This window comes from Citrobacter sp. wls718 (assembly GCF_005280945.1).
GTDB classification, from domain to species: domain Bacteria; phylum Pseudomonadota; class Gammaproteobacteria; order Enterobacterales; family Enterobacteriaceae; genus Citrobacter; species Citrobacter gillenii.
In genome coordinates this window covers 120,042-138,923 of the sequence record NZ_SZWV01000076.1, presented here as the reverse complement: position 1 = coordinate 138,923, position 18,882 = coordinate 120,042, and the positions used below count along the sequence as shown (strand labels likewise).

General features: G+C 51.4%; 22 protein-coding genes. 10 read left to right on the top strand and 12 right to left on the bottom strand.

What is annotated here, in order from left to right:
* The first annotated feature begins 3 nt into the window (after positions 1 to 3).
* Positions 4 to 1,236, top strand: a complete 1,233-nt coding sequence (locus FDW95_RS15460) for a sensor domain-containing diguanylate cyclase (protein WP_115258352.1) — start codon at positions 4 to 6, stop codon at positions 1,234 to 1,236.
* Positions 1,237 to 1,247: 11 nt separating this feature from the next.
* Here FDW95_RS15460 and smrA read toward each other — a convergent pair whose 3' ends face one another.
* Positions 1,248 to 1,811: a DNA endonuclease SmrA gene (smrA, locus tag FDW95_RS15455; protein ID WP_096756911.1), complete on the bottom strand. Its 564-nt coding sequence runs from the start codon at positions 1,809 to 1,811 to the stop codon at positions 1,248 to 1,250.
* A gap of 224 nt (positions 1,812 to 2,035) precedes the next feature.
* Here smrA and ogt point away from each other — a divergent pair, with 224 nt between their 5' ends.
* The 4 genes from ogt to uspE all read left to right on the top strand — a co-directional run bounded on the left by ogt (position 2,036) and on the right by uspE (position 5,654).
* Positions 2,036 to 2,566, top strand: a complete 531-nt coding sequence (gene ogt / locus FDW95_RS15450; protein ID WP_115258351.1) for a methylated-DNA--[protein]-cysteine S-methyltransferase — start codon at positions 2,036 to 2,038, stop codon at positions 2,564 to 2,566.
* Between the two features lie 179 nt (positions 2,567 to 2,745).
* A complete protein-coding gene (gene fnr, locus FDW95_RS15445) occupies positions 2,746 to 3,498 on the top strand; it encodes a fumarate/nitrate reduction transcriptional regulator Fnr (RefSeq protein ID WP_137363543.1) in 753 nt (250 codons plus the stop codon).
* 190 nt (positions 3,499 to 3,688) lie between these two features.
* Positions 3,689 to 4,504, top strand: a complete 816-nt coding sequence (locus FDW95_RS15440) for an APH(3')-I family aminoglycoside O-phosphotransferase (RefSeq protein WP_115258349.1) — start codon at positions 3,689 to 3,691, stop codon at positions 4,502 to 4,504.
* 202 nt (positions 4,505 to 4,706) lie between these two features.
* Positions 4,707 to 5,654 carry a universal stress protein UspE gene (gene uspE / locus FDW95_RS15435; RefSeq protein WP_096756907.1) on the top strand — a complete coding sequence of 316 codons (948 nt, stop codon included), beginning with the start codon at positions 4,707 to 4,709 and terminating at the stop codon, positions 5,652 to 5,654.
* Between the two features lie 48 nt (positions 5,655 to 5,702).
* On the opposite strand, the gene FDW95_RS15430 is transcribed toward uspE, so the two are convergent.
* Positions 5,703 to 5,963 carry a DUF2534 family protein gene (locus FDW95_RS15430; protein ID WP_096756906.1) on the bottom strand — a complete coding sequence of 87 codons (261 nt, stop codon included), beginning with the start codon at positions 5,961 to 5,963 and terminating at the stop codon, positions 5,703 to 5,705.
* A 249-nt stretch (positions 5,964 to 6,212) separates the two neighbouring features.
* Here FDW95_RS15430 and FDW95_RS15425 point away from each other — a divergent pair, with 249 nt between their 5' ends.
* A complete protein-coding gene (locus FDW95_RS15425; RefSeq protein ID WP_115258348.1) occupies positions 6,213 to 7,244 on the top strand; it encodes a mechanosensitive ion channel family protein in 1,032 nt (343 codons plus the stop codon).
* 145 nt (positions 7,245 to 7,389) lie between these two features.
* Here FDW95_RS15425 and FDW95_RS15415 read toward each other — a convergent pair whose 3' ends face one another.
* Positions 7,390 to 7,773, bottom strand: a complete 384-nt coding sequence (locus FDW95_RS15415) for a VOC family protein (RefSeq protein ID WP_115258347.1) — start codon at positions 7,771 to 7,773, stop codon at positions 7,390 to 7,392.
* Positions 7,774 to 7,877: 104 nt separating this feature from the next.
* Here FDW95_RS15415 and FDW95_RS15410 point away from each other — a divergent pair, with 104 nt between their 5' ends.
* Positions 7,878 to 8,648: a DeoR/GlpR family DNA-binding transcription regulator gene (locus FDW95_RS15410; RefSeq protein ID WP_115258346.1), complete on the top strand. Its 771-nt coding sequence runs from the start codon at positions 7,878 to 7,880 to the stop codon at positions 8,646 to 8,648.
* A gap of 16 nt (positions 8,649 to 8,664) precedes the next feature.
* Here the strand turns inward: FDW95_RS15410 and FDW95_RS15405 are convergent, their stop codons facing one another.
* Both FDW95_RS15405 and FDW95_RS15400 read right to left on the bottom strand, forming a co-directional pair.
* Complete coding sequence (locus tag FDW95_RS15405) at positions 8,665 to 8,946, bottom strand: Rho-binding antiterminator (RefSeq protein ID WP_115258345.1); 282 nt, start codon at positions 8,944 to 8,946, stop codon at positions 8,665 to 8,667.
* 65 nt (positions 8,947 to 9,011) lie between these two features.
* Positions 9,012 to 9,242, bottom strand: a complete 231-nt coding sequence (locus FDW95_RS15400; RefSeq protein WP_096756901.1) for a glutaredoxin domain-containing protein — start codon at positions 9,240 to 9,242, stop codon at positions 9,012 to 9,014.
* Between the two features lie 115 nt (positions 9,243 to 9,357).
* Between FDW95_RS15400 and FDW95_RS15395 the strand changes: the two genes are divergently transcribed.
* Positions 9,358 to 9,918 carry a MarR family transcriptional regulator gene (locus tag FDW95_RS15395; RefSeq protein WP_115258344.1) on the top strand — a complete coding sequence of 187 codons (561 nt, stop codon included), beginning with the start codon at positions 9,358 to 9,360 and terminating at the stop codon, positions 9,916 to 9,918.
* A 42-nt stretch (positions 9,919 to 9,960) separates the two neighbouring features.
* Here the strand turns inward: FDW95_RS15395 and mppA are convergent, their stop codons facing one another.
* Positions 9,961 to 11,574, bottom strand: coding sequence for a murein tripeptide ABC transporter substrate-binding protein MppA (gene mppA / locus FDW95_RS15390; RefSeq protein ID WP_115258343.1), 1,614 nt, complete (start codon positions 11,572 to 11,574; stop codon positions 9,961 to 9,963).
* Positions 11,575 to 11,758: 184 nt separating this feature from the next.
* On the opposite strand from mppA, the gene mpaA reads away from it, so the two are divergent.
* Complete coding sequence (gene mpaA / locus FDW95_RS15385) at positions 11,759 to 12,487, top strand: murein tripeptide amidase MpaA (RefSeq protein ID WP_115258342.1); 729 nt, start codon at positions 11,759 to 11,761, stop codon at positions 12,485 to 12,487.
* Here mpaA and ycjG read toward each other — a convergent pair.
* Entirely contained in the window at positions 12,462 to 13,427 is a 966-nt protein-coding gene (gene ycjG / locus FDW95_RS15380) for an L-Ala-D/L-Glu epimerase (RefSeq protein WP_115258341.1), read from the bottom strand. The two genes, mpaA and ycjG, sit on opposite strands and share 26 nt — an antisense overlap.
* A 114-nt stretch (positions 13,428 to 13,541) precedes the next feature.
* Between ycjG and tpx the strand changes: the two genes are divergently transcribed.
* Positions 13,542 to 14,048 carry a thiol peroxidase gene (tpx, locus tag FDW95_RS15375; RefSeq protein ID WP_096756896.1) on the top strand — a complete coding sequence of 169 codons (507 nt, stop codon included), beginning with the start codon at positions 13,542 to 13,544 and terminating at the stop codon, positions 14,046 to 14,048.
* Positions 14,049 to 14,097: 49 nt separating this feature from the next.
* Here tpx and tyrR read toward each other — a convergent pair whose 3' ends face one another.
* From tyrR to FDW95_RS23905, 5 genes are all read right to left on the bottom strand, one after another.
* Positions 14,098 to 15,642: a transcriptional regulator TyrR gene (gene tyrR / locus FDW95_RS15370; protein ID WP_115258340.1), complete on the bottom strand. Its 1,545-nt coding sequence runs from the start codon at positions 15,640 to 15,642 to the stop codon at positions 14,098 to 14,100.
* Between the two features lie 146 nt (positions 15,643 to 15,788).
* Entirely contained in the window at positions 15,789 to 16,850 is a 1,062-nt protein-coding gene (locus tag FDW95_RS15365) for a YcjF family protein (protein WP_115258339.1), read from the bottom strand.
* Entirely contained in the window at positions 16,847 to 18,244 is a 1,398-nt protein-coding gene (locus tag FDW95_RS15360) for a YcjX family protein (RefSeq protein ID WP_115259937.1), read from the bottom strand. The genes FDW95_RS15365 and FDW95_RS15360 overlap by 4 nt, the downstream gene beginning before the upstream one ends.
* A 142-nt stretch (positions 18,245 to 18,386) precedes the next feature.
* Positions 18,387 to 18,704 (bottom strand): thiosulfate sulfurtransferase PspE, encoded by a 318-nt coding sequence (gene pspE, locus FDW95_RS15355; RefSeq protein WP_115258338.1) that lies wholly within the window; start codon positions 18,702 to 18,704, stop codon positions 18,387 to 18,389.
* Positions 18,705 to 18,780: 76 nt separating this feature from the next.
* Positions 18,781 to 18,882 (bottom strand): phage shock protein PspD (locus tag FDW95_RS23905; protein ID WP_283202157.1); only part of this gene is annotated, 102 nt, incomplete at its 5' end.

Below are 18,882 nucleotides of genomic sequence, written 5' to 3'. Positions count from 1 at the left end.
TCGATGAGCACAAACGAACTGCATTCACTGGATTTATTAACCATTCCGGTCTGGCTCGTTTCGCCCTATACCGAGGACCTGGTATTCGCCAATACCGTAGCGCGGGAAATCATGCAAGCTGCGGATTTCTCACGCCTCAGGAAGGGGGTGTTTTCGACCCATGCTCAGGCCGACTTAACCCAGTATCTCAGCGACCTGAAAAATCAGCATGACATTGTGGAAATCCTCACAGTTTGCCGGGACGGAGAGGAAATTGCCCAGGCCTGCCGTCTGTCGATCAGAGTTCTGGCTAATTGCGGTGACGTCATTCTTTTTGAAGGTATTGAAACCCCGGCGGCACAAGGGCTTAAAGCCAGTCGTTCCGCCAATTACCAACGTAAGAAACAGGGATTTTACGCGCGTTTTTTCCTGACAAACTCAGCGCCGATGCTGCTCATCGATCCGTCTCGCGATGGGCTGATTGTCGACGCCAACCTCAGTGCGCTGAATTTTTATGGTTACAGCCATGACGTGATGTGTCAGAAACATACCTGGGAAATTAACATGCTGGGGCGTCACGTCTTACCGGTGATGCATAAAATTGCGCATCTGCCTGGCGGCCATAAGCCCTTACATTTTGTCCACAAACTGGCCGACGGCAGCACTCGTCACGTGCAAACCTACGCTGGCCCCATCGAGATTTACGGTAATAAACTGATGCTATGCATTATTCACGATATTACCGAGCAAAAACGCCTTGAGCAGGAACTGGAACGGGCTGCACTGCGTGACGCCTTAACCGGATTATTCAATCGCAGGCATTTTTATCACATCACTGAAGCTGAACAAACGCACGCTATGCCGCTGACGCAGGACTATAGCTTGTTACTGATCGACACCGATCGTTTTAAGAGCATTAACGATCTCTTCGGTCATTTGAAGGGCGATGAGGTGCTTTGCGCGCTGGCCCGCACGCTGGAAGCCTGCGCGCGTAAAGACGATCTGGTCTTTCGTTGGGGAGGTGAAGAATTTTTGCTGCTCCTGCCACGTACATCTCTCGATGTTGCACTTAATCTGGCAGAAACCCTACGTGCGACGGTTGCCCGTGTCAGCCTCCCAGGCCTTCCCCGCTTTACCGTCAGCATCGGCGTGGCACGACACGAAGCGAATGAAAGCATTGATGAATTGTTCAAACGCGTGGACGACGCGTTATACAAAGCCAAGAACGAAGGCAGAAACCGGGTGCTGGCAGCCTGAGATCGCAGCCGTTAACGACTGCGTTTTGCATGGCGCTCCCAGTTTTCCTGTTTGGCCTGCGCCGTTTTGCGAAGTGCAACATAACATGCCCCGCTACCACCATGGTGCGGCAGTGCACTGCAGTACGCCTGCACGTCGTCAAACTCCGTCAACCAACGCGCCACGTAGCTGCGCACGATATTGGCATGGGAATTATCGTCTCGTCCCTTGCCATGAATAATGAGGACGTTGCGCAGCCCCTCCTGTAGGGCCTGATGGATAAAACTGAATAACATCTGACGACATGTTTCGACCGGCTGACGCAAAAGATTGAGACTCGCCTGCTGGGGATACTTTCCGCTCCTCAGCTTATCGGTAACGCCCTGCTGTAACCCCTCGCGATGAAATGCCAGCGGTTCGTTCAACGGTACGATCTCCAGAAAACCCGTCGAGAGAAAATTATCCAACTGCAGCGTATCAATACGCGCTGGCGCACGAGGATTGCGCGAAGGCTGCCAGTGGATATCAGTACAGCCTTTCAGAGGTTCAACATCCCCCATAGCGTCCAGAAACAATGATGCGTCATCAGGGTTCATGTTTCATCCTCCAGCATTTTGCGACGGTCATTATCATAACTGCGCACTATTATACCGACAACTATACCGACAACGGTTTACAGCTATTTCCAATAATCCGGCGATTCTACTCGGTGGTTTAAGTCGTGGATCTTAGGGGGTATAGCTGTGAATATCCTTGGCGTGATAAGGTGTAGGGCCGCCAGATGACACGGGTATTGTCCCGCCGGTATTGAGAGAAACGGATGCTTAATTTACTTGAAGACACCATTGCAACACCGCTAGGTCCACTGTGGGTGATTTGCGATGAACAATTTCGCCTGCGCGCCGTCGAATGGGATCAGCACAGCGATCGTATGGAACAACTGCTGGATATTCATTATCGCGCTGAAGGCTACCAGCGCATTGCCGCAAAAAACCCCGGGGGGTTAAGCGATAAGTTGTCTGAATATTTCGCGGGGAATCTGGGCATTATTGACACACTGGAAACGGCCACCGCAGGTACCCCGTTTCAGCGGGAAGTCTGGCAAGCACTACGCGCGATCCCCTGTGGTCAGGTGATGCACTATGGGCAACTGGCCGAACAACTGGGGCGTCCCGGTGCCGCCAGGGCCGTGGGTGCGGCAAACGGTTCTAACCCAGTCAGCATCGTTGTTCCCTGCCATCGCGTGATTGGACGCAACGGTACCATGACCGGATATGCAGGTGGCGTGCAGCGAAAAGAGTGGTTATTGCGCCATGAAGGCTATTTGCTACTCTATAATCCAGGCAATTAATGCCTTATTCATCACACTTCTACATAAAGCAACCGCAGATAAAGTGCGGTTAATCAAACAGATACAAACATTCAACTCGCTTATGCCTGAATTATTCTCTCTTAGGGGTAGGTCAGGCTTACGTGCTCACCAAAAAGATGTTAAAATTGACAAATATCAATTACGGCTTGAGCAGACCTATGATCCCGGAAAAGCGAATTATACGGCGCATTCAGTCTGGCGGTTGTGCTATCCATTGCCAGGATTGCAGCATCAGCCAGCTTTGCATCCCGTTCACACTTAACGAGCACGAGCTTGACCAGCTCGATAATATCATTGAGCGCAAAAAGCCTATCCAAAAGGGGCAGACGCTCTTTAAAGCAGGCGATGAACTTAAATCACTCTATGCTATCCGCTCCGGAACGATTAAAAGCTATACCATTACCGAACAAGGCGATGAGCAAATTACCGGTTTCCATCTGGCCGGCGATTTAGTCGGTTTTGACGCCATCGGTAGCGGTCATCATCCGAGCTTCGCACAGGCGCTGGAAACCTCAATGGTCTGTGAAATCCCATTCGAGACCCTGGACGATCTGTCCGGTAAGATGCCGAATCTGCGTCAGCAGATGATGCGTCTGATGAGCGGCGAGATCAAAGGCGATCAGGACATGATCCTGTTGCTGTCGAAGAAGAACGCAGAAGAACGTTTAGCGGCCTTCATCTACAACTTGTCCCGTCGTTTTGCCCAACGTGAATTCTCGCCTCGCGAATTCCGCCTGACCATGACTCGCGGAGATATTGGTAACTATCTCGGCCTCACGGTAGAAACCATCAGTCGTCTGCTGGGTCGATTCCAGAAAAGCGGCATGCTGGCGGTGAAAGGCAAATATATCACTATCGAGAATAGCGACGCGCTGGCTGTTCTTGCTGGCCATTCACGCAACGTAGCGTAATCGTTCTGCAAGCATCGCTATTACCCTTCTGTCACATCGCTAAATGTTCCCAATTTAACGATCTGGCAGAAGGTTCTCTTCTGCTCTAATCATCATTCATCGACTCTTTTCCGCTTTGCCCGTCTGGTATCCGTTTTCTGCTTACAACAAATGCATCCGCTATGAGTCAGTCACAATACAAAGGAATGTTATGAATTATATTCAAAGGGAAAAGCAGTGCTCAGCTCTGCAATTACATACAAGTCTGGACGCTGACCTGAAGGGCTATCAATGGGCGCGTGATCATGTCGGTCAATCTGGCGCAGCCATTTATCGATTGTATAGTAAAGCTGGTGCGCCGGAATTGTACCTGAAGCAAGGTAGAGGGACCGTTGCCGATGATATTACAGATGAAATGATCCGACTTAATTGGCTGAAGGCTTATTTACCACTTCCGGCTATCAAGCATTTTACCCGCACAGGTGATGAAGCGCTGCTACTCACAACAGCGATACCCGGCAAGACTGCGTTTCAGATGTTAGAAGAATACCCTGCTGCACAGAATAGTATTGTTGATGCACTTGCTGTATTCCTGCAGCGGTTACACCAGATCCCTGTAAGCCACTGTCCTTTTAACAGCGATCATTTGTTTCGGCTCGCATTGGCGCAAACACGAATGAATAGCGGTCTGGTTGATGCTGATGATTTTGATGATGAGCGCAAGGGGTGGTCTGTTGAACACGTCTGGAATGAGATGCAGTCCCTTTTACCCTTCTCGCCCGACTCCGTGGTGACGCACGGAGACTTCTCACTGGATAACCTTATTATTAGCCAGGGTGAAGTGGTGGGTTGTATTGATGTTGGTCGCGTTGGTATCGCCGATCGATACCAGGATCTTGCCATTATCTGGAACTGTCTCGGTGATTTTTCACCGTCTTTACAGAATAGACTTTTTCATACATATGGCATCGCAACTCCTGATCTGAAAAAGTTGCAGTTTCATTTGATGCTCGATGAGTTTTTTTAAATTGACGAGAAATCTCAACCCGTTCTGGCATCAAAGGGTTACAACGGCTAAGAACAGTTGCTCTCATTTCGTGGGATACGGACAAAAAACCGGGATTCTCCCGATTTATTGATCTGGCAGGAGGTTCTCCCCTGTTTCAATCCACATTATTGGGTTACTCTTTTAATGACAAACTGCGGTGACAGTTGTAAGGAGACCCTGTATGGCTATGTATCAAAACATGCTGGTGGTCATCGATCCGAACCAGGACGATCAACCTGCATTACGGCGAGCTGTTTATTTGCATCAACGGATTGGTGGCAAAATTAAAGCCTTTTTGCCGATCTATGACTTTTCCTATGAGATGACTACCCTGTTGTCGCCCGATGAGCGGACGGCAATGCGTCAAGGCGTTATCAGTCAGCGAACGGCATGGATACGCGAGCAAGCGAAATACTATATTGATGCAGGTATTCCTCTTGATATTAAAGTGGTCTGGCACAACCGTCCCTTCGAAGCCATCATCCAGGAAGTCATCAGTGCTAAGCATGACCTGGTCCTTAAAATGGCGCACCAGCACGACCGCCTGGAGGCGGTGATTTTCACCCCAACCGACTGGCATTTATTACGTAAATGCCCAAGTCCGGTGTGGATGGTCAAAGACCAACCATGGCCGGAAGGCGGGAAGGCGCTGGTTGCCGTCAACCTGGCCAGCGAAGAAGCGTATCACAACGCGCTTAACGAAAAGCTGGTCAAAGAAACGCTGATGCTCGCAGATCAGGTTAACCATACCGAAGTACATTTGGTGGGGGCTTACCCTGTTACCCCAATCAACATCGCCATTGAACTGCCTGAGTTTGACCCTAGCGTTTATAACGACGCGATTCGCGGACAGCACCTGCTGGCCATGAAGGCATTGCGTCAGAAATTCAGCATCGATGAGAAAGTCACGCACGTTGAAAAAGGGTTGCCTGAAGAGGTCATTCCTGATTTAGCAGAGCATTTACAGGCGGGTATCGTAGTACTGGGTACCGTCGGGCGCACCGGCATTTCTGCCGCATTCCTTGGCAATACGGCGGAACAGGTCATCGACCATCTACGCTGCGATCTGCTGGTCATTAAGCCCGATCAGTATCAGACGCCGGTTGAACTGGACGACGAAGACGATTGATCACGCAGCAACCTGCCGGATGACGATGTCATCCGGCATCATAAGCGCTTAGTGCTTATCCTCGCCGCCAAGGAAATAGATCCCAAGCGGGATTGCCAGCAGAATAGTAAACACCATACTGTAGACGCCAATCATTGCCGATTGGATGGCATACATGGAAGCCGTCCAGTCAGACAGCGGGATATTGTACTGTTCAATCACCCCACCGATAGTGGCACGCGTCACCACCGATGCGGCGATGATAAACACCCCAAGCAGACACAACAGAAATTTTCTTCCCTTAGCTGTCTTCAGCTTAGCCATGATCATAGTCTCGTCCTTTTCTTGTGCAGATGAAAATATTGTCACTTTGCAATAACAATACCATGACATCAACTCACTGTCTGCTACATAAACTGCCTACGGGGTTGACACCCGCGTTATTCAACTGAAAATAGCGCTAATTGTATTATTTCTATCTCCTCATGATGAATGATATGACAGCCTGTTACAGGTAAAATACCTGAGGATCAGGATGTCAGATGATATTTTGCTAACACGGAGTAGCCAGGGAGAATCATGATCGCTAAATTGTTTATGAATAATGCCTTTAATCTGACGGTCATTCTCAGTTGCTGTGCAGCATTAGTGCTGATGAGCGTCTGGTTTCATCGTAGTGAAAAACACTGCAAAGGATTTATATTCCACGCGGCGCAGTTTTTCGTCTATGCCATTATTATCGGTACGTTTGGCAGCATCGCCAATAACGTTATCGACAGCTATAAACTGACATTTGTCTCGCCCAGCGTGGTCGATTTTCTTTGTACCTCGTTGATTGCATTGATTTTAACCACAAAGCTCTTTCTGGTGATTAACCAGTTTGAAAAAACGCAGATCAACAAAGGCCGGGACATTACCAGTGCGCGGATCCTGTCGCGTATTATTAAGATTACGATCGTCGTCGCCATCGTTTTACTGTATGGCGAGCATTTTGGTATGAGCCTGTCTGGCCTGTTAACCTTCGGCGGTATCGGTGGTATTGCTGTCGGTATGGCGGGGAAAGATATTCTGAGCAATTTCTTCTCAGGTATCATGCTGTATTTTGACAGACCGTTCAGCATCGGTGACTGGATCCGCTCCCCGGACAGAAACATCGAAGGTACGGTGACCGAAATTGGCTGGCGGATGACCAAAATAAACACCTTCGATCATCGTCCCCTGTATGTACCCAATTCGATTTTCTCATCAATTAGCGTAGAAAACCCGGGCAGGATGAGCAATCGACGGATAAAAACGGTGATCGGGTTGCGGTATGAGGATGCCGATAAAATAAGCACGATTGTCGATGCGATCAGACAAATGCTGCAAAATCACCCTGGAATTGACCAGAAGCAGACCCTACTGGTCTACTTTAATGAGTTTGCCGATTCGTCGCTGAATATTATGGTTTACTGCTTCACCAAGACAACCGTGTGGCAGGAGTGGCTTGCCGTACAGCAAGATGTTTATTTGAAAATTATCACCCTGGTCCAGGAAAACGGCGCTGACTTTGCTTTCCCCAGCCAGACGCTGTATATGGACAATCCTCAGCCTCAGGCTTCTGCTCATTAAAAGGCATAAGGCGCGGAACCCCGCGTCTTATTAGCCTATCAATCAGGGAAGTTGGTTGTATTCTTCGTCGGCCACGGGTTCCAGGCATTCGTTCGAGGCGCCTGGAGCCGGGATTTCCACCGCGATATGCGCAAACCAACTCGCGTTATGCAACAATCTCAATTAAATTGCCGTCGGGATCGTGAATGACCGCTTCGTAATAGCCATCTCCAGTGGTACGCGGACCGGAGACGAGGATCCCCTGCTGTTTGGCGCGCATTGATATTGAGTCGACGTTCTCTACCCCACCAACAGAGATCGCCAGATGTACCCACCCGGTGGTGTTATTGTCGGGCACCACCTGGCTCAGGCTGGGTTTAGTCATTAACTCAATCGCAATACTCTCGCCAATTTTGACAAAATAGGATTCAAACCCGGGATTAGTTTTACTGGCGTATTTTTCGTTAATCTCACCGCCAAAAAAGGTGACCCAGAAACGGGCCTGCCGCTCGAGATCCTGTGTCCACAGCGCCATATGTGCAATCTTCATCACCTGCCTCTCTCAAACACGCCCATTAAGGGACATTGACAATACCAGTCATAATGCACGATCATGATTATTATTGCTCGATGTTTATTTTACCAGGAGTTTTTATGCTCGATTATGCTGCATTCCCGGAACAACGTCAGTCGCTGATTTATCAAATCCTGCAGGAAAACGGTAGGGTTGTCTGTTCCGAGCTTGCCGGTCGACTCGGCGTGTCAGAACACACAATTCGTCGGGATTTGCATGAGCTAAGTAAAGAAGGTGTCTGCAAAAAAGTGTACGGTGGCGCCGTCATTTCTTTGCCGGAATCTGAAGATATGTCGGTGAGGAAAACGAAAAATACGGCGAAAAAGAGTAGCCTCGCGCAACGCTGTGCCCGACTGGTCAAATCCGGCAGCTGTATCTTTATTGATAGCGGAACCACCAATCTGGCGATGGCTGAAGCGTTACCCGCCGAGCTTGCTTTGACCGTTGTGACTAATTCTCCGGAAATAGCCACCGCTCTGCTCAAGAAACCGTTGTACGATGTCATAATCCTCGGTGGCCCGATACAGCGCTCATCCGGTGGAAGTGTAGGCACCACCGCAATAACCCAGGTGCAGGGCATTTTGTTTGACCAGGGATTTATTGGCGGCTGCGCAATGGCACCGGAATCCGGTTTAACCGGGTTTGACTATGCCGACTGTGAGTTCAAGAAAGCGGTGATTAAGCAGTGCAATGAAACCATTGTCGCGCTGACGGCGGATAAGATCCCCGCAGTGGCCCGATATGTGGTCGCTCAGAGCAGCGAAATCGATGTGATAGTGGTAGAGGAAAACATAAGCAAACAGTATGGCACCGCTTTTCAGGCGCACGACATCCGGATTTATACCGTGTAACGCTCTCTCTGTGACGTCAACGAGTCACAGAGGCAAATAGCACAGTGCTAAATTTTGCCCCTGCCGTTAACGCGGTGATGGCTGACAGGTAATCCAGACGAATGTTTTGCGGACTTTCCTGCCTTTCAACCACCAAATACTCCTCTTTACCTGCCGTTGTTCGTGTCGTCACGGCTCTGGCATCAAAGACTGTGCCGTCGGTGAGCACAATACGCAGCATATAGCGGTATAAGCAGGCGATCTCCAGATAATCATGAAGGTCGCAATCAACAGGGTGATACTTTTCTGTGGAATACATAACGGCCCCTGACCATTCGATCGGATGTTCGGGAAATTGCCCGCGCAACGCCCCGAACGCTTGTGTTATTTCAAGGCTTCGATAGGTGCGCCGAAGTTGATATGCAGCACATTGCCATCGATGACCAACGCCGGAACAGACTTCACGCCAGCCAACTCAGCCTCTGCCACCCGAGCAGGCTGTTCTCCCAGGTGAATGACATCAACCTCCACATCAGGGGACAGATGTTGTAGCAGCGTTTGTTCTGCGGATACGCACACCGGGCAACCAGCATGATAAAACCGGGCTTTGCTCATAATATCTCTCCTGTAAATTATAGTATCGATTCGATACTATAATTCATACTACGATAGATTTAGACTTTGTCAATATAGTTTTTAGTCGATACTATATGTCGAGGAGGATTTTGTTATGCACGATATGTCACTTTTCGACGTTATGGACAGGCTTTCTAGCCTGATGCGGATGTGGTTTCGCCAGCATCCATTACTGTCGGAGCTGCAACCAGTACAGCTCAGCGCGTTAATGTATCTGGCGCGCTGCAACCGCTATTCCAATACGCCGCTCGGCGTGACGGATTACCTCGGTCTCACCAAAGGTACGGTATCCCAGTCGCTTAAGCTTCTGGAAACCAAAGGGTTGATCGTGCGCAAGCAGGATGATCGCGATAAACGCAGCGTTCATCTGCAGTTAACTGAGTCAGCCAACACCTTACTGGATGCGCTGCTTCCCCCCACATTTTTAGTGGCAGGCGAATCGGCAATGGGTGAACGCGCGACGCAGCTAAAAGAACTGTTGTTCGAACTACTAAGAGAAATTCAGCGGACCCACAATGTGCCAGGCTTTGGTCTGTGCCATAGCTGTCGGTTTCACCAAAAAATAAAGGGTCAGGGATTTTGTAATCTGACGAAAGAGGTGTTGAGTGAAGATGATTCAATGCTGATTTGCCGGGAGCACCAGCCCCCGGAATAACAGGAAAAGGCTGGCACGAAAATTCCCCAGCCGATACCAGATTTAATGCTTCTCAATATACATGCTGCGGCTGTATGCCACATCTTCAGGGTTGGTAATCGGATACCCCTTCAGCCATGGCTTAATTAAACGACCATTGGTATACTGATAAATCGGAGCAATTGGCGCCTGCTCCATCAGTATTTTTTCTGCCGCATTATAGTCCGCATTACGGGCTTTTTCGGTGCTTTCCATCGTGGCCTGGGTCAACACTTTATCGTACGCGGGATTATTAAACCGCGAAATATTGCCTGTGTGAGTCGAGGTTAATAACGACAGGAAGGTAGACGGCTCATTGTAATCCCCCACCCAGGAAGCGCGGATAACATCGAAATTACCGGTATTACGACTGTCGATGTAGGTTTTCCACTCCTGGTTTTGCAACTTCACATCAACGCCCAAGTTTTTTTTCCACATTGACGCGACGGCGATGGCAATCTTCTGATGGTTTTCTGACGTATTATACAACAGCGTCAGATTTAGCGGTTTTTGTGGTCCATAGCCTGCCGCACGCAGCAGCGTCTTCGCCTGCGCGTTCAGCTCTTCCTGACTCATTTGCTCAAACGGTGAAGGTTCAGGCGTAAATCCCGCCGTGACATCCGGGGTAAAATGCCAGGCTGGTTTTTCGCCGGTTCCGAGGACTTTTTCCGCCATCAGACGACGATCGATAGTCATGCTGAGCGCCAGACGCACGCGTGAATCAGCCGTCGGGCCTTTCTGGGTGTTAAACGCATAATAATAGGTGCCGAGCTGCGGCGGGGTATAAACCTGTCCCGGAATATCCTTCAGTAGTTTCTGATACATGTTCTTCGGGAAGGATTCCGTAATATCAATATCGCCAGCCAGATAACGTTTTGTTGCCGCAGATTCCTGGTTAATCGGCAGGAAGGTGACTTTTTGCAGCACGGTATTGGCGTTATCCCAATAATGCGTATTCGGTACCACCACCAATTTTTCGTTAACCACGCGGTCTTTTAATACATACGCGCCGTTACCGATTAAATGACCCGGTCTCGTCCACTCTTTACCGCTTTCAACATTGGCTTTCTGTACCGGATAAAACGCAAAGTTAGCCGTTAAATTTGCAAACCACGGCAGCGGTTTATCCAGCTGAATTCTTAAGGTGCGGGCATCTACCGCGCTAACGCCCAGCGTATCGGGAGTGGCTTTACCATCGATAATCGACTGCGCATTATTGATCCCGGCTAGCGCCGCAAACCAGGCAAACGGAGACAGTGTTTTCGGATCAACCAGACGCTGCCAGCTGTAAACAAAATCTTGTGCCGTTACCGGCGTACCGTCGGCCCATTTGGCATTATCACGCAGCGTAAACGTCCAGACACGGTTATCGTTACTCTTCCACTGGGTGGCAACGCCAGGCACAATTTCGCCCTTTTCGTTTTGGTTAACCAGCCCTTCAAATAAATCACGAATGACCTGAATTTCTGGTAACCCCACAGCCTTGGCCGGATCGAGCGAGGCCGGTTCATCTTTGATATGACGCACCAGTTCTTGTTTCTCTGCCAGTACCGTACCGCTGGGTACATCCGCAGCCCAGGACAAGGAAATGCTGCTAACCAACAGCGCACAACAGGTTACTGGAACAGAATGCCGCATAAGATACCCTCAAATCTGGCCATTAAGTGAATGTGTAATTATTTGTATCGCCAGCAGGAAATGCAATTAACTTCGGACAAGAAAGTGATATTACACCTGAAAAGATAAGTGTGTGAAAACGATTTGATTATCCATACATTTTGCACAACACTGCGAATAACAATTTATGCATTCAGAGATGACTATGACCGTTACCCGTCCCCGTGCCGAGCGCGGCGCATTTCCGCCAGGAACCGAACATTACGGACGTTCACTCTTAGGTGCCCCGTTAATTTGGTTTCCCGCGCCGGCAGCCGATCGTGATAGTGGACTCATTCTGGCGGGTACCCACGGTGACGAAAACGCATCAATTGTCACGCTGTCCTGCGCCTTGCGTACGCTTACCCCTTCCCTGCGCCGTCACCACGTGGTACTGGCGGTAAACCCTGACGGGTGTCAGCTCGGCCTGCGCGCCAATGCTAACGGGGTTGATCTCAATCGTAATTTCCCGGCAGCAAACTGGAAAGCAGGTGAAACTGTCTATCGCTGGAATAGCAGTGCAGAACAACGCGATGTCGTGCTGTTGACGGGGGATCATCCGGGTTCCGAACCGGAAACCCAGGCGCTGTGTCAGTTGATTCACCGCATTCATCCCGCCTGGGTGGTCTCATTTCACGACCCGCTGGCATGCATTGAGGATCCGAGGCACAGCGAACTGGGCGAGTGGCTGGCACGAGGGTTCGAACTCCCCCTCGTCACCAGCGTGGGTTATGAAACACCGGGGTCTTTCGGCAGTTGGTGTGCCGATCTGAACTTGCACTGCATTACCGCAGAGTTCCCGCCCATCTCTTCAGATGAAGCCAGCGAAAAATACCTGCTGGCGATGTCCAATTTGCTGCGCTGGCACCCTAAAGATGGAGTTGCCCGGTCGTAAAATGCAGGGCGGGCTGCACATCGTTCGCAAGCCAGGTCGGGCCGTCGAGATCGGCAAAGCAGACCTGCGGCGTAAGCGGCAAAGCGGCATTGATCGCGCGCGATGTGCACAGCATGCATCCCAGCATCAATGCAAAACCCTGTTCTCGGGCTTCGGTCGCCAGCGCCAGTGCTTCCGTCAGGCCACCGGTTTTATCCAGCTTAATGTTCACCATCTCATAGCGTCCGTGTAGCGCTTTCAGGCTACTGCGGGTATGGCAGCTTTCATCCGCACAGATGGGCAGCGGATGCACAAAATTCTCCAGCGCAGCATCATCCTGAGCAGGCAGCGGCTGTTCCAGCATGGCAACACCTAAGTCAGCCAGCAGCTGACAGCGTGCAGCCAGACCTTCGGCACGCCAGGACTCATTGGCATCAACAATCAACGTCGCATCAGGAACAGCCGAACGAATAGCGACCATACGTTCGCTGATTAAGCGCGCATCCAGTTTGACTTTCAGCAGCGTCGCCCCGTTCTCCCACAGGGCGGCAGCGCTTGCCGCCATCTGTTCCGGCGTGCCGATCACCACCGTCTGAGCCGTCGTTACCGTTGCATCGAGTTCGACACCGACCTGCTCGGTCAGGGTTTGCTGCTGTTGCCGGGCACTTAAATCCCAAAGCGCGCAGTCGACAGCATTACGTGCGGCACCGGCAGGCAGTAGCTTTTGTAAATCTTCGCGCGTCAGTCCGTTTTCCAGCTGTGGGGCGATACCCATAATTTGCGCCAGTACCGAAGCATCGCTCTCGCCATAGCGAGGATAAGGCGTACACTCGCCGATCCCCTTCACGCCGTTTTCTTCCAGTTCGACCACCACCACGTGCGCTTCGGTCCTGCTGCCACGGGCAATTACAAACGGGGTGTGTAACGGCCAGGCTTCCTCATATACCTTCACTGTTCTCATTTGTTTTCCTTATGCAGTCCCGGAAGTGGATATCCGCAAATAGCGTTTGCCGTGTTAACTGTTGATGGCATAAACTAACCTCGACGTTAACTATATGTAAACAGGAAGATAACCATGTCACAAACCGTTCATTTCCAGGGCAACCCGGTTGCCGTTGCCGGCTCCATTCCTCAGGCAGGTAGCAAAGCGCAGGCTTTTACCCTTGTGGCTAAAGACCTGTCTGACGTTACGCTGGGCCAGTTTGCCGGCAAGCGCAAAGTGCTGAATATTTTCCCAAGCATCGATACCGGCGTCTGTGCGGCATCGGTACGTAAGTTTAACCAACTGGCGACAGAAATCGACAATACTGTCGTACTGTGTATTTCAGCCGACCTGCCATTCGCCCATTCTCGCTTTTGTGGCGCGGAAGGTCTGAGCAACGTGATCACTCTGTCCACCCTGCGTAACGCGGAATTCCTGAAAAACTACGGCGTTGAAATCGCCGAAGGCCCACTGAAGGGCCTGGCCGCGCGTGCCGTGGTGGTTATCGACGAGAATGACAACGTCATTTTCAGCCAGCTGGTGAATGAAATCACCAACGAGCCAGACTATGCTGCCGCTCTGGACGTACTGAAAGCCTAAGTCGCCCTAAAGCAAAAAGCCTCCATTCGGAGGCTTTTTCATCTACGTATTACTCTTCGCTTTTTTTCTGCTGACTCAGACCGTATTCACGTAACTTATTGGCGATTGCCGTATGCGAAACACCAAGTCGTTTGGCCAGTTTGCGCGTACTGGGATAATTCATATACAGCTGCGTCAGGACAGAGCGCTCGAAGCGGCTGGTAATTTCATCCAGCGACCCTTCCATCACCTCTTCCCCCACAGCTACCGTCGCCGCATCATAATCCGGTAATAAGATATCCTGTGGCCGCAGTTCGTACCCTTCAAGCTGGGTTAATGCCCGGTAGATAGCATTTTTCAACTGGCGCACGTTACCCGGCCAACCGTAGCGGGTTAACACCGTACTGAGATCGGCGGACAGTTTCGGGCGCGGCACGCCCTGTTCGTCGGCAAAACGCGCCACAAACAGCTCGGTGAGCGGCATAATGTCTTGCGGACAATCGCGCAACGGCGGCAGGTTGAGCGTCAGTACATTCAGACGATAATAGAGATCTTCGCGGAACAAACCTTTCTGTACCAGCTCCACCAGATTTTTTTGCGTGGCGCAAATCACACGGACATCAACGTGAACCTCATGATCTTCGCCGACGCGGCGGAAGGTCCCGTCATTAAGAAAACGCAGCAATTTGGTCTGCATGCTCGGCGACATTTCGCCAATTTCATCCAACAGTACTGAACCACCGTTAGCCTGCTCAAAGAAACCTTTTTTACCTTCCCCAGCATGACCAAACAGCTCGCTTTCTACCGCATCTTCAGGGATCGACGCACAATTCAGCGCCAGATAAGGTTTCGCCGCTCGCGGGCTTGCCAGATGGCAGGCATGGGCAAACAGATCTTTCCCCGTCCCGGTATTGCCGGTAATCAACAGCGGTGCGCTCAGCATGGCCAGTTTACGCGCCTGTTCTACCACGTGCTTCATTTTGGCACTGACGGCAATAATCTGGCTAAAGGCGCTCAGGTCCTGGGTGGTCATGTTTTGCAACTGACGCCCCATGCGGATGGTGGAACGCAGCATCACCACCGCGCCGGTTAACATCTGTTCCTGATTTTCGCCCTGCAAATGGACGGGGGTTATTTCCATCAGGAAATTCTGTCCATTAATGACGACATGCTCGCTGTGTGAATCCTGCGGATTGCTCTCCAGCCAGCGCTGGAAGTTAAAACCATTGATGAGTTGCGCCGCCGTGTGGTTGCGCATACGATCCTGAGTGTGAGCAAAAAGCTGGCAGCTCGCCGGGTTCGCCATCTCCACTTTGCTTTTCATGTCCAGTGAAAGGACCGGTTCAGGCAGCGCCTCAAGCAGCGCGCTCAGCGCCAGGTGTTCGCGTTCAGAAGGCATCCAGGGCACGGTGCGCACATCCGTTACACCGGCAATACGGCGGATTTCAGCCATCAGGCTGCTGAAGTTGGTGAACTCCAGTTCCGCAAAATTAAGGTAGATTCGCCCGATGGGGTCGATCTCGATACCGCGTAAGTCAATGCCTCGAAGCACCAGTAAATCGAGTAATTCGCGGGTCAGACCAAGTCGGTCTTCACAAAACACTTCCAGACGCATGGGAACCTTCACCTAAACAAGGGATCATGTGATAGATGATAAGCCAGTATTTCGTTAGCAGGAAGGACTCTGTCAACAAATATTGACAGCACGCTGGAAAATTAGGCGCCGGGGCGTAAAGTTATACGATCGGCGCCCATTTTTACTCAGCTTTCACGCGCAGGTTTATTCTTTTGTACGGTCTCTTTGACCTGAGTGATCAGCTGGCGACGGAAATCACCGAGACGCGGTTTATCATCGTCAATCCACGGCAGCGGACGACACAGTTCCATCGCTTTAATCCCCAGACGCGCCGTTAACAACCCGGCGCCAATGCCCTGGGCAGCACGCGTGGATAAACGTGCAGCCAGATCCTGCGACATCCAGTCCATACCGACTTCGCGAACCAGTTCACTGGCCCCGGCAAAGGCAATATTCAGCAGCACCAGGCGGAACAGGCGCAAGCGGCTGTAATAGCCCAGTTCGATGCCGTATAGCGTCGCAATACGGTTAATCAATCGCAGATTTCGCCAGGCGATAAATGCCATGTCCACCAGCGCCAGCGGGCTGACCGCGATCATCAACGTAGATTCTGCCGCTGAGCGGCTGATTTCACGTCGCGCCTGCGCATCCAGCACAGGCTGCACCAGATGAGCATACAAACTCACCACTTCACGATCGTTTTGCGTTTCGTGTATAGAGGCATACCAGCGCTGTAGCGCCGGATGAGACTGGTCGATACCCGCCTGCTGTGCCAGCTTTTCACAAAACGCGCGCCCTTTGCCGGCGCCATGGCTATGCAACAAATCCCGCGCTTCATCACGCTCGTGCGCGCGCTGGCGTAAACGCCACAGCCGACGCCACTCCGTTGCCACCGAACCGACACCGGCGCCAACGATCAGCGCCCCGGCGACACACCCGCCCAGCGCAACCCAGTCCTGCGTTTGCCAGGCATTCATCGTCCACTGCACACCCTGTGCGACCACGCTGACGCCAAACAATGCCAGTCCGCTCATCACCATTTTGCGCCACAGGCTACGCTTAGGACGTAAAGCAGCATCAATGACCGCTTCAGCTTGTCCTTCATCTGCCAGCGGCTCGTCAAGTTGAGCCGGAGAAAAAGTCTGCACTTGCGTATCGTCGAACATCTGCTGCGCTTTAAAGGCCGGACGTTGATCAACGTCCAGCGGTCCTGAGAAATCGATACGCGGTTTTAACGGCTCGCTCATCGCAATTTATCTCCTATTAAAAACTCCAGCGCGGCATCAAGACGAATGTGCGGTAAGGGCTTATCCACATCCATGACCTGCGGACGAAACGCTTCAAACTGAAAGCCCTGACTGTCCCAAAACGCCTGACCCGGTAAGCGTGCTGGCACCTCTCCCGGATAGACGGTTAGCGGCGCGCCGTCGCTCAGGCGGTTCCCCCGCAGTGCCGGGATCTTCTCGCCTTTCACATCGATCAATCCGCTGGTAGTGGCCTGTACCGACGCCAGCCCCAGACAATCCATGCTGATGCCTTCAAAGGCGGCATTTTGCCAGGCGTCCTGGATCAGTTGCTGCAGTAGCGACACCATGTTGGCATGCTGATCGACCGTCACGTGGTCGGCTTTGGTAGCGGCAAACAGTAACTTGTCGATCACCGGTGAGAACAACCGCCGGAACAATGTACGCTGACCATAATGGAAGCTTTGCATCAATTGCGTGAGCGCCAGACGCATATCGTTAAACGCCTGTGGTCCGCTATTGAGCGGTTGCAGGCAGTCAACCAGCACAATCTGACGGTCAAAGCGCAGGAAGTGATTATTATAAAACCCCTTCACCACTTTCTCGCAGTAGTAATTGAATCGATCGCGCAGCATGCCAGCGTTGGTGTGTTTATCAGCCTGCGCCAGTTTCGATTCGCCATACGCGTCAACATCCGGCCACGGGAAAAACTGCAGCGCGGGTGCGCCCGCCATATCGCCCGGCAGAACAAAGCGCCCCGGCTGAATAAAATGCAGGCCCTGCTGCTTACACTGATGCAAATAATCCGTCCAGGCGGCGGCAATCTCCGCCAGACGATTTTCATCGGCGGGCGCTAAGGGATCTAACCCCTGACTTAACTGCCGCCATTTTGCCGACCATTCTGCCCGCTGGCCCTGCAATAATCCGGTCATTTGCCGCGACCAGCTCAGGTAATCCTGTGCCAGCATCGGCAAATCAAGCAGCCATTCGCCCGGATAATCGACGATCTCCAGATATAACGTGGAGGTGTCTTTAAAGTGGCGCAGCAATGAGTCATTGGACTTATAACGCAGCGCCAGACGAATCTCACTCACGCCGCGCGTCGGTGTCGGCCAGTTCGGCGGAGCGCCGTACAGCTGGGCCAGCCCTTCATCATAGGTAAAGCGCGGAATGCCAAAGTCGCGTTGTGGAACCCGTTTAACGCCGAGCAGACGCTCTTCGCGCACCGCGCTGAGCAGCGGCAGACGAGCGCCGGCATGAATATTGAGTAATTGGTTCACCATCGCGGTGATAAACGCGGTCTTACCACTGCGGCTAAGCCCGGTGACAGCCAGACGCAGATGCCTGTCCACGCCGCGATTCACCAGCGAATTGAGTTCATTTTTGAGTCGCTTCATCGCCATCCCGTTATGCTGAAGGAACCGTAGAAAATATAACAAACTGGAAGTAAAGATAGGGGGTAATTCTTATTTATCAACTACCTGAGGTCTAGCAGGCGACAAAAAATAATGCCGCCCGAAATAGATGTACATTGTGCGATTATTTGTTTTCTACTTTCGGAAGATCAATGCTTTTGATCCCCCCTTCATTTGTGACCTGCGTGTATCCCATCTCGGTAAGCATATCTTTCGCCTGTCCCGATTGCCGCCCGGAGTTGCAGTACAGTTTCACGGTGTCGGTCTTATCCGGAACCTCGGACGCGATGTGCGCTTTGAGATCTTTTAAGGGAATGTTGACGGCTCCCTGAACATGCTCCTGCTGGTATTGCTCAGGTACGCGGACATCAATCCAATGTTCCGCGGCAAAAACCGGCATACCGATGAGCAACGCTAGCGCGAATACCCCTTTTCTCAACATAGTATCGTCCTGTTAAATGACCTAATTTCATCTAACACTATATAACTGATCTTAAGAAAATATTGCGAGCGCACTATCACTGACCATAACGGCGGGATATTTTTTTGGCGACCTTGTTCAATAAAGGTTCAAGCATCAAAACCAGCAACATTTTTAGCGGGCGACGGGCGACGGATTT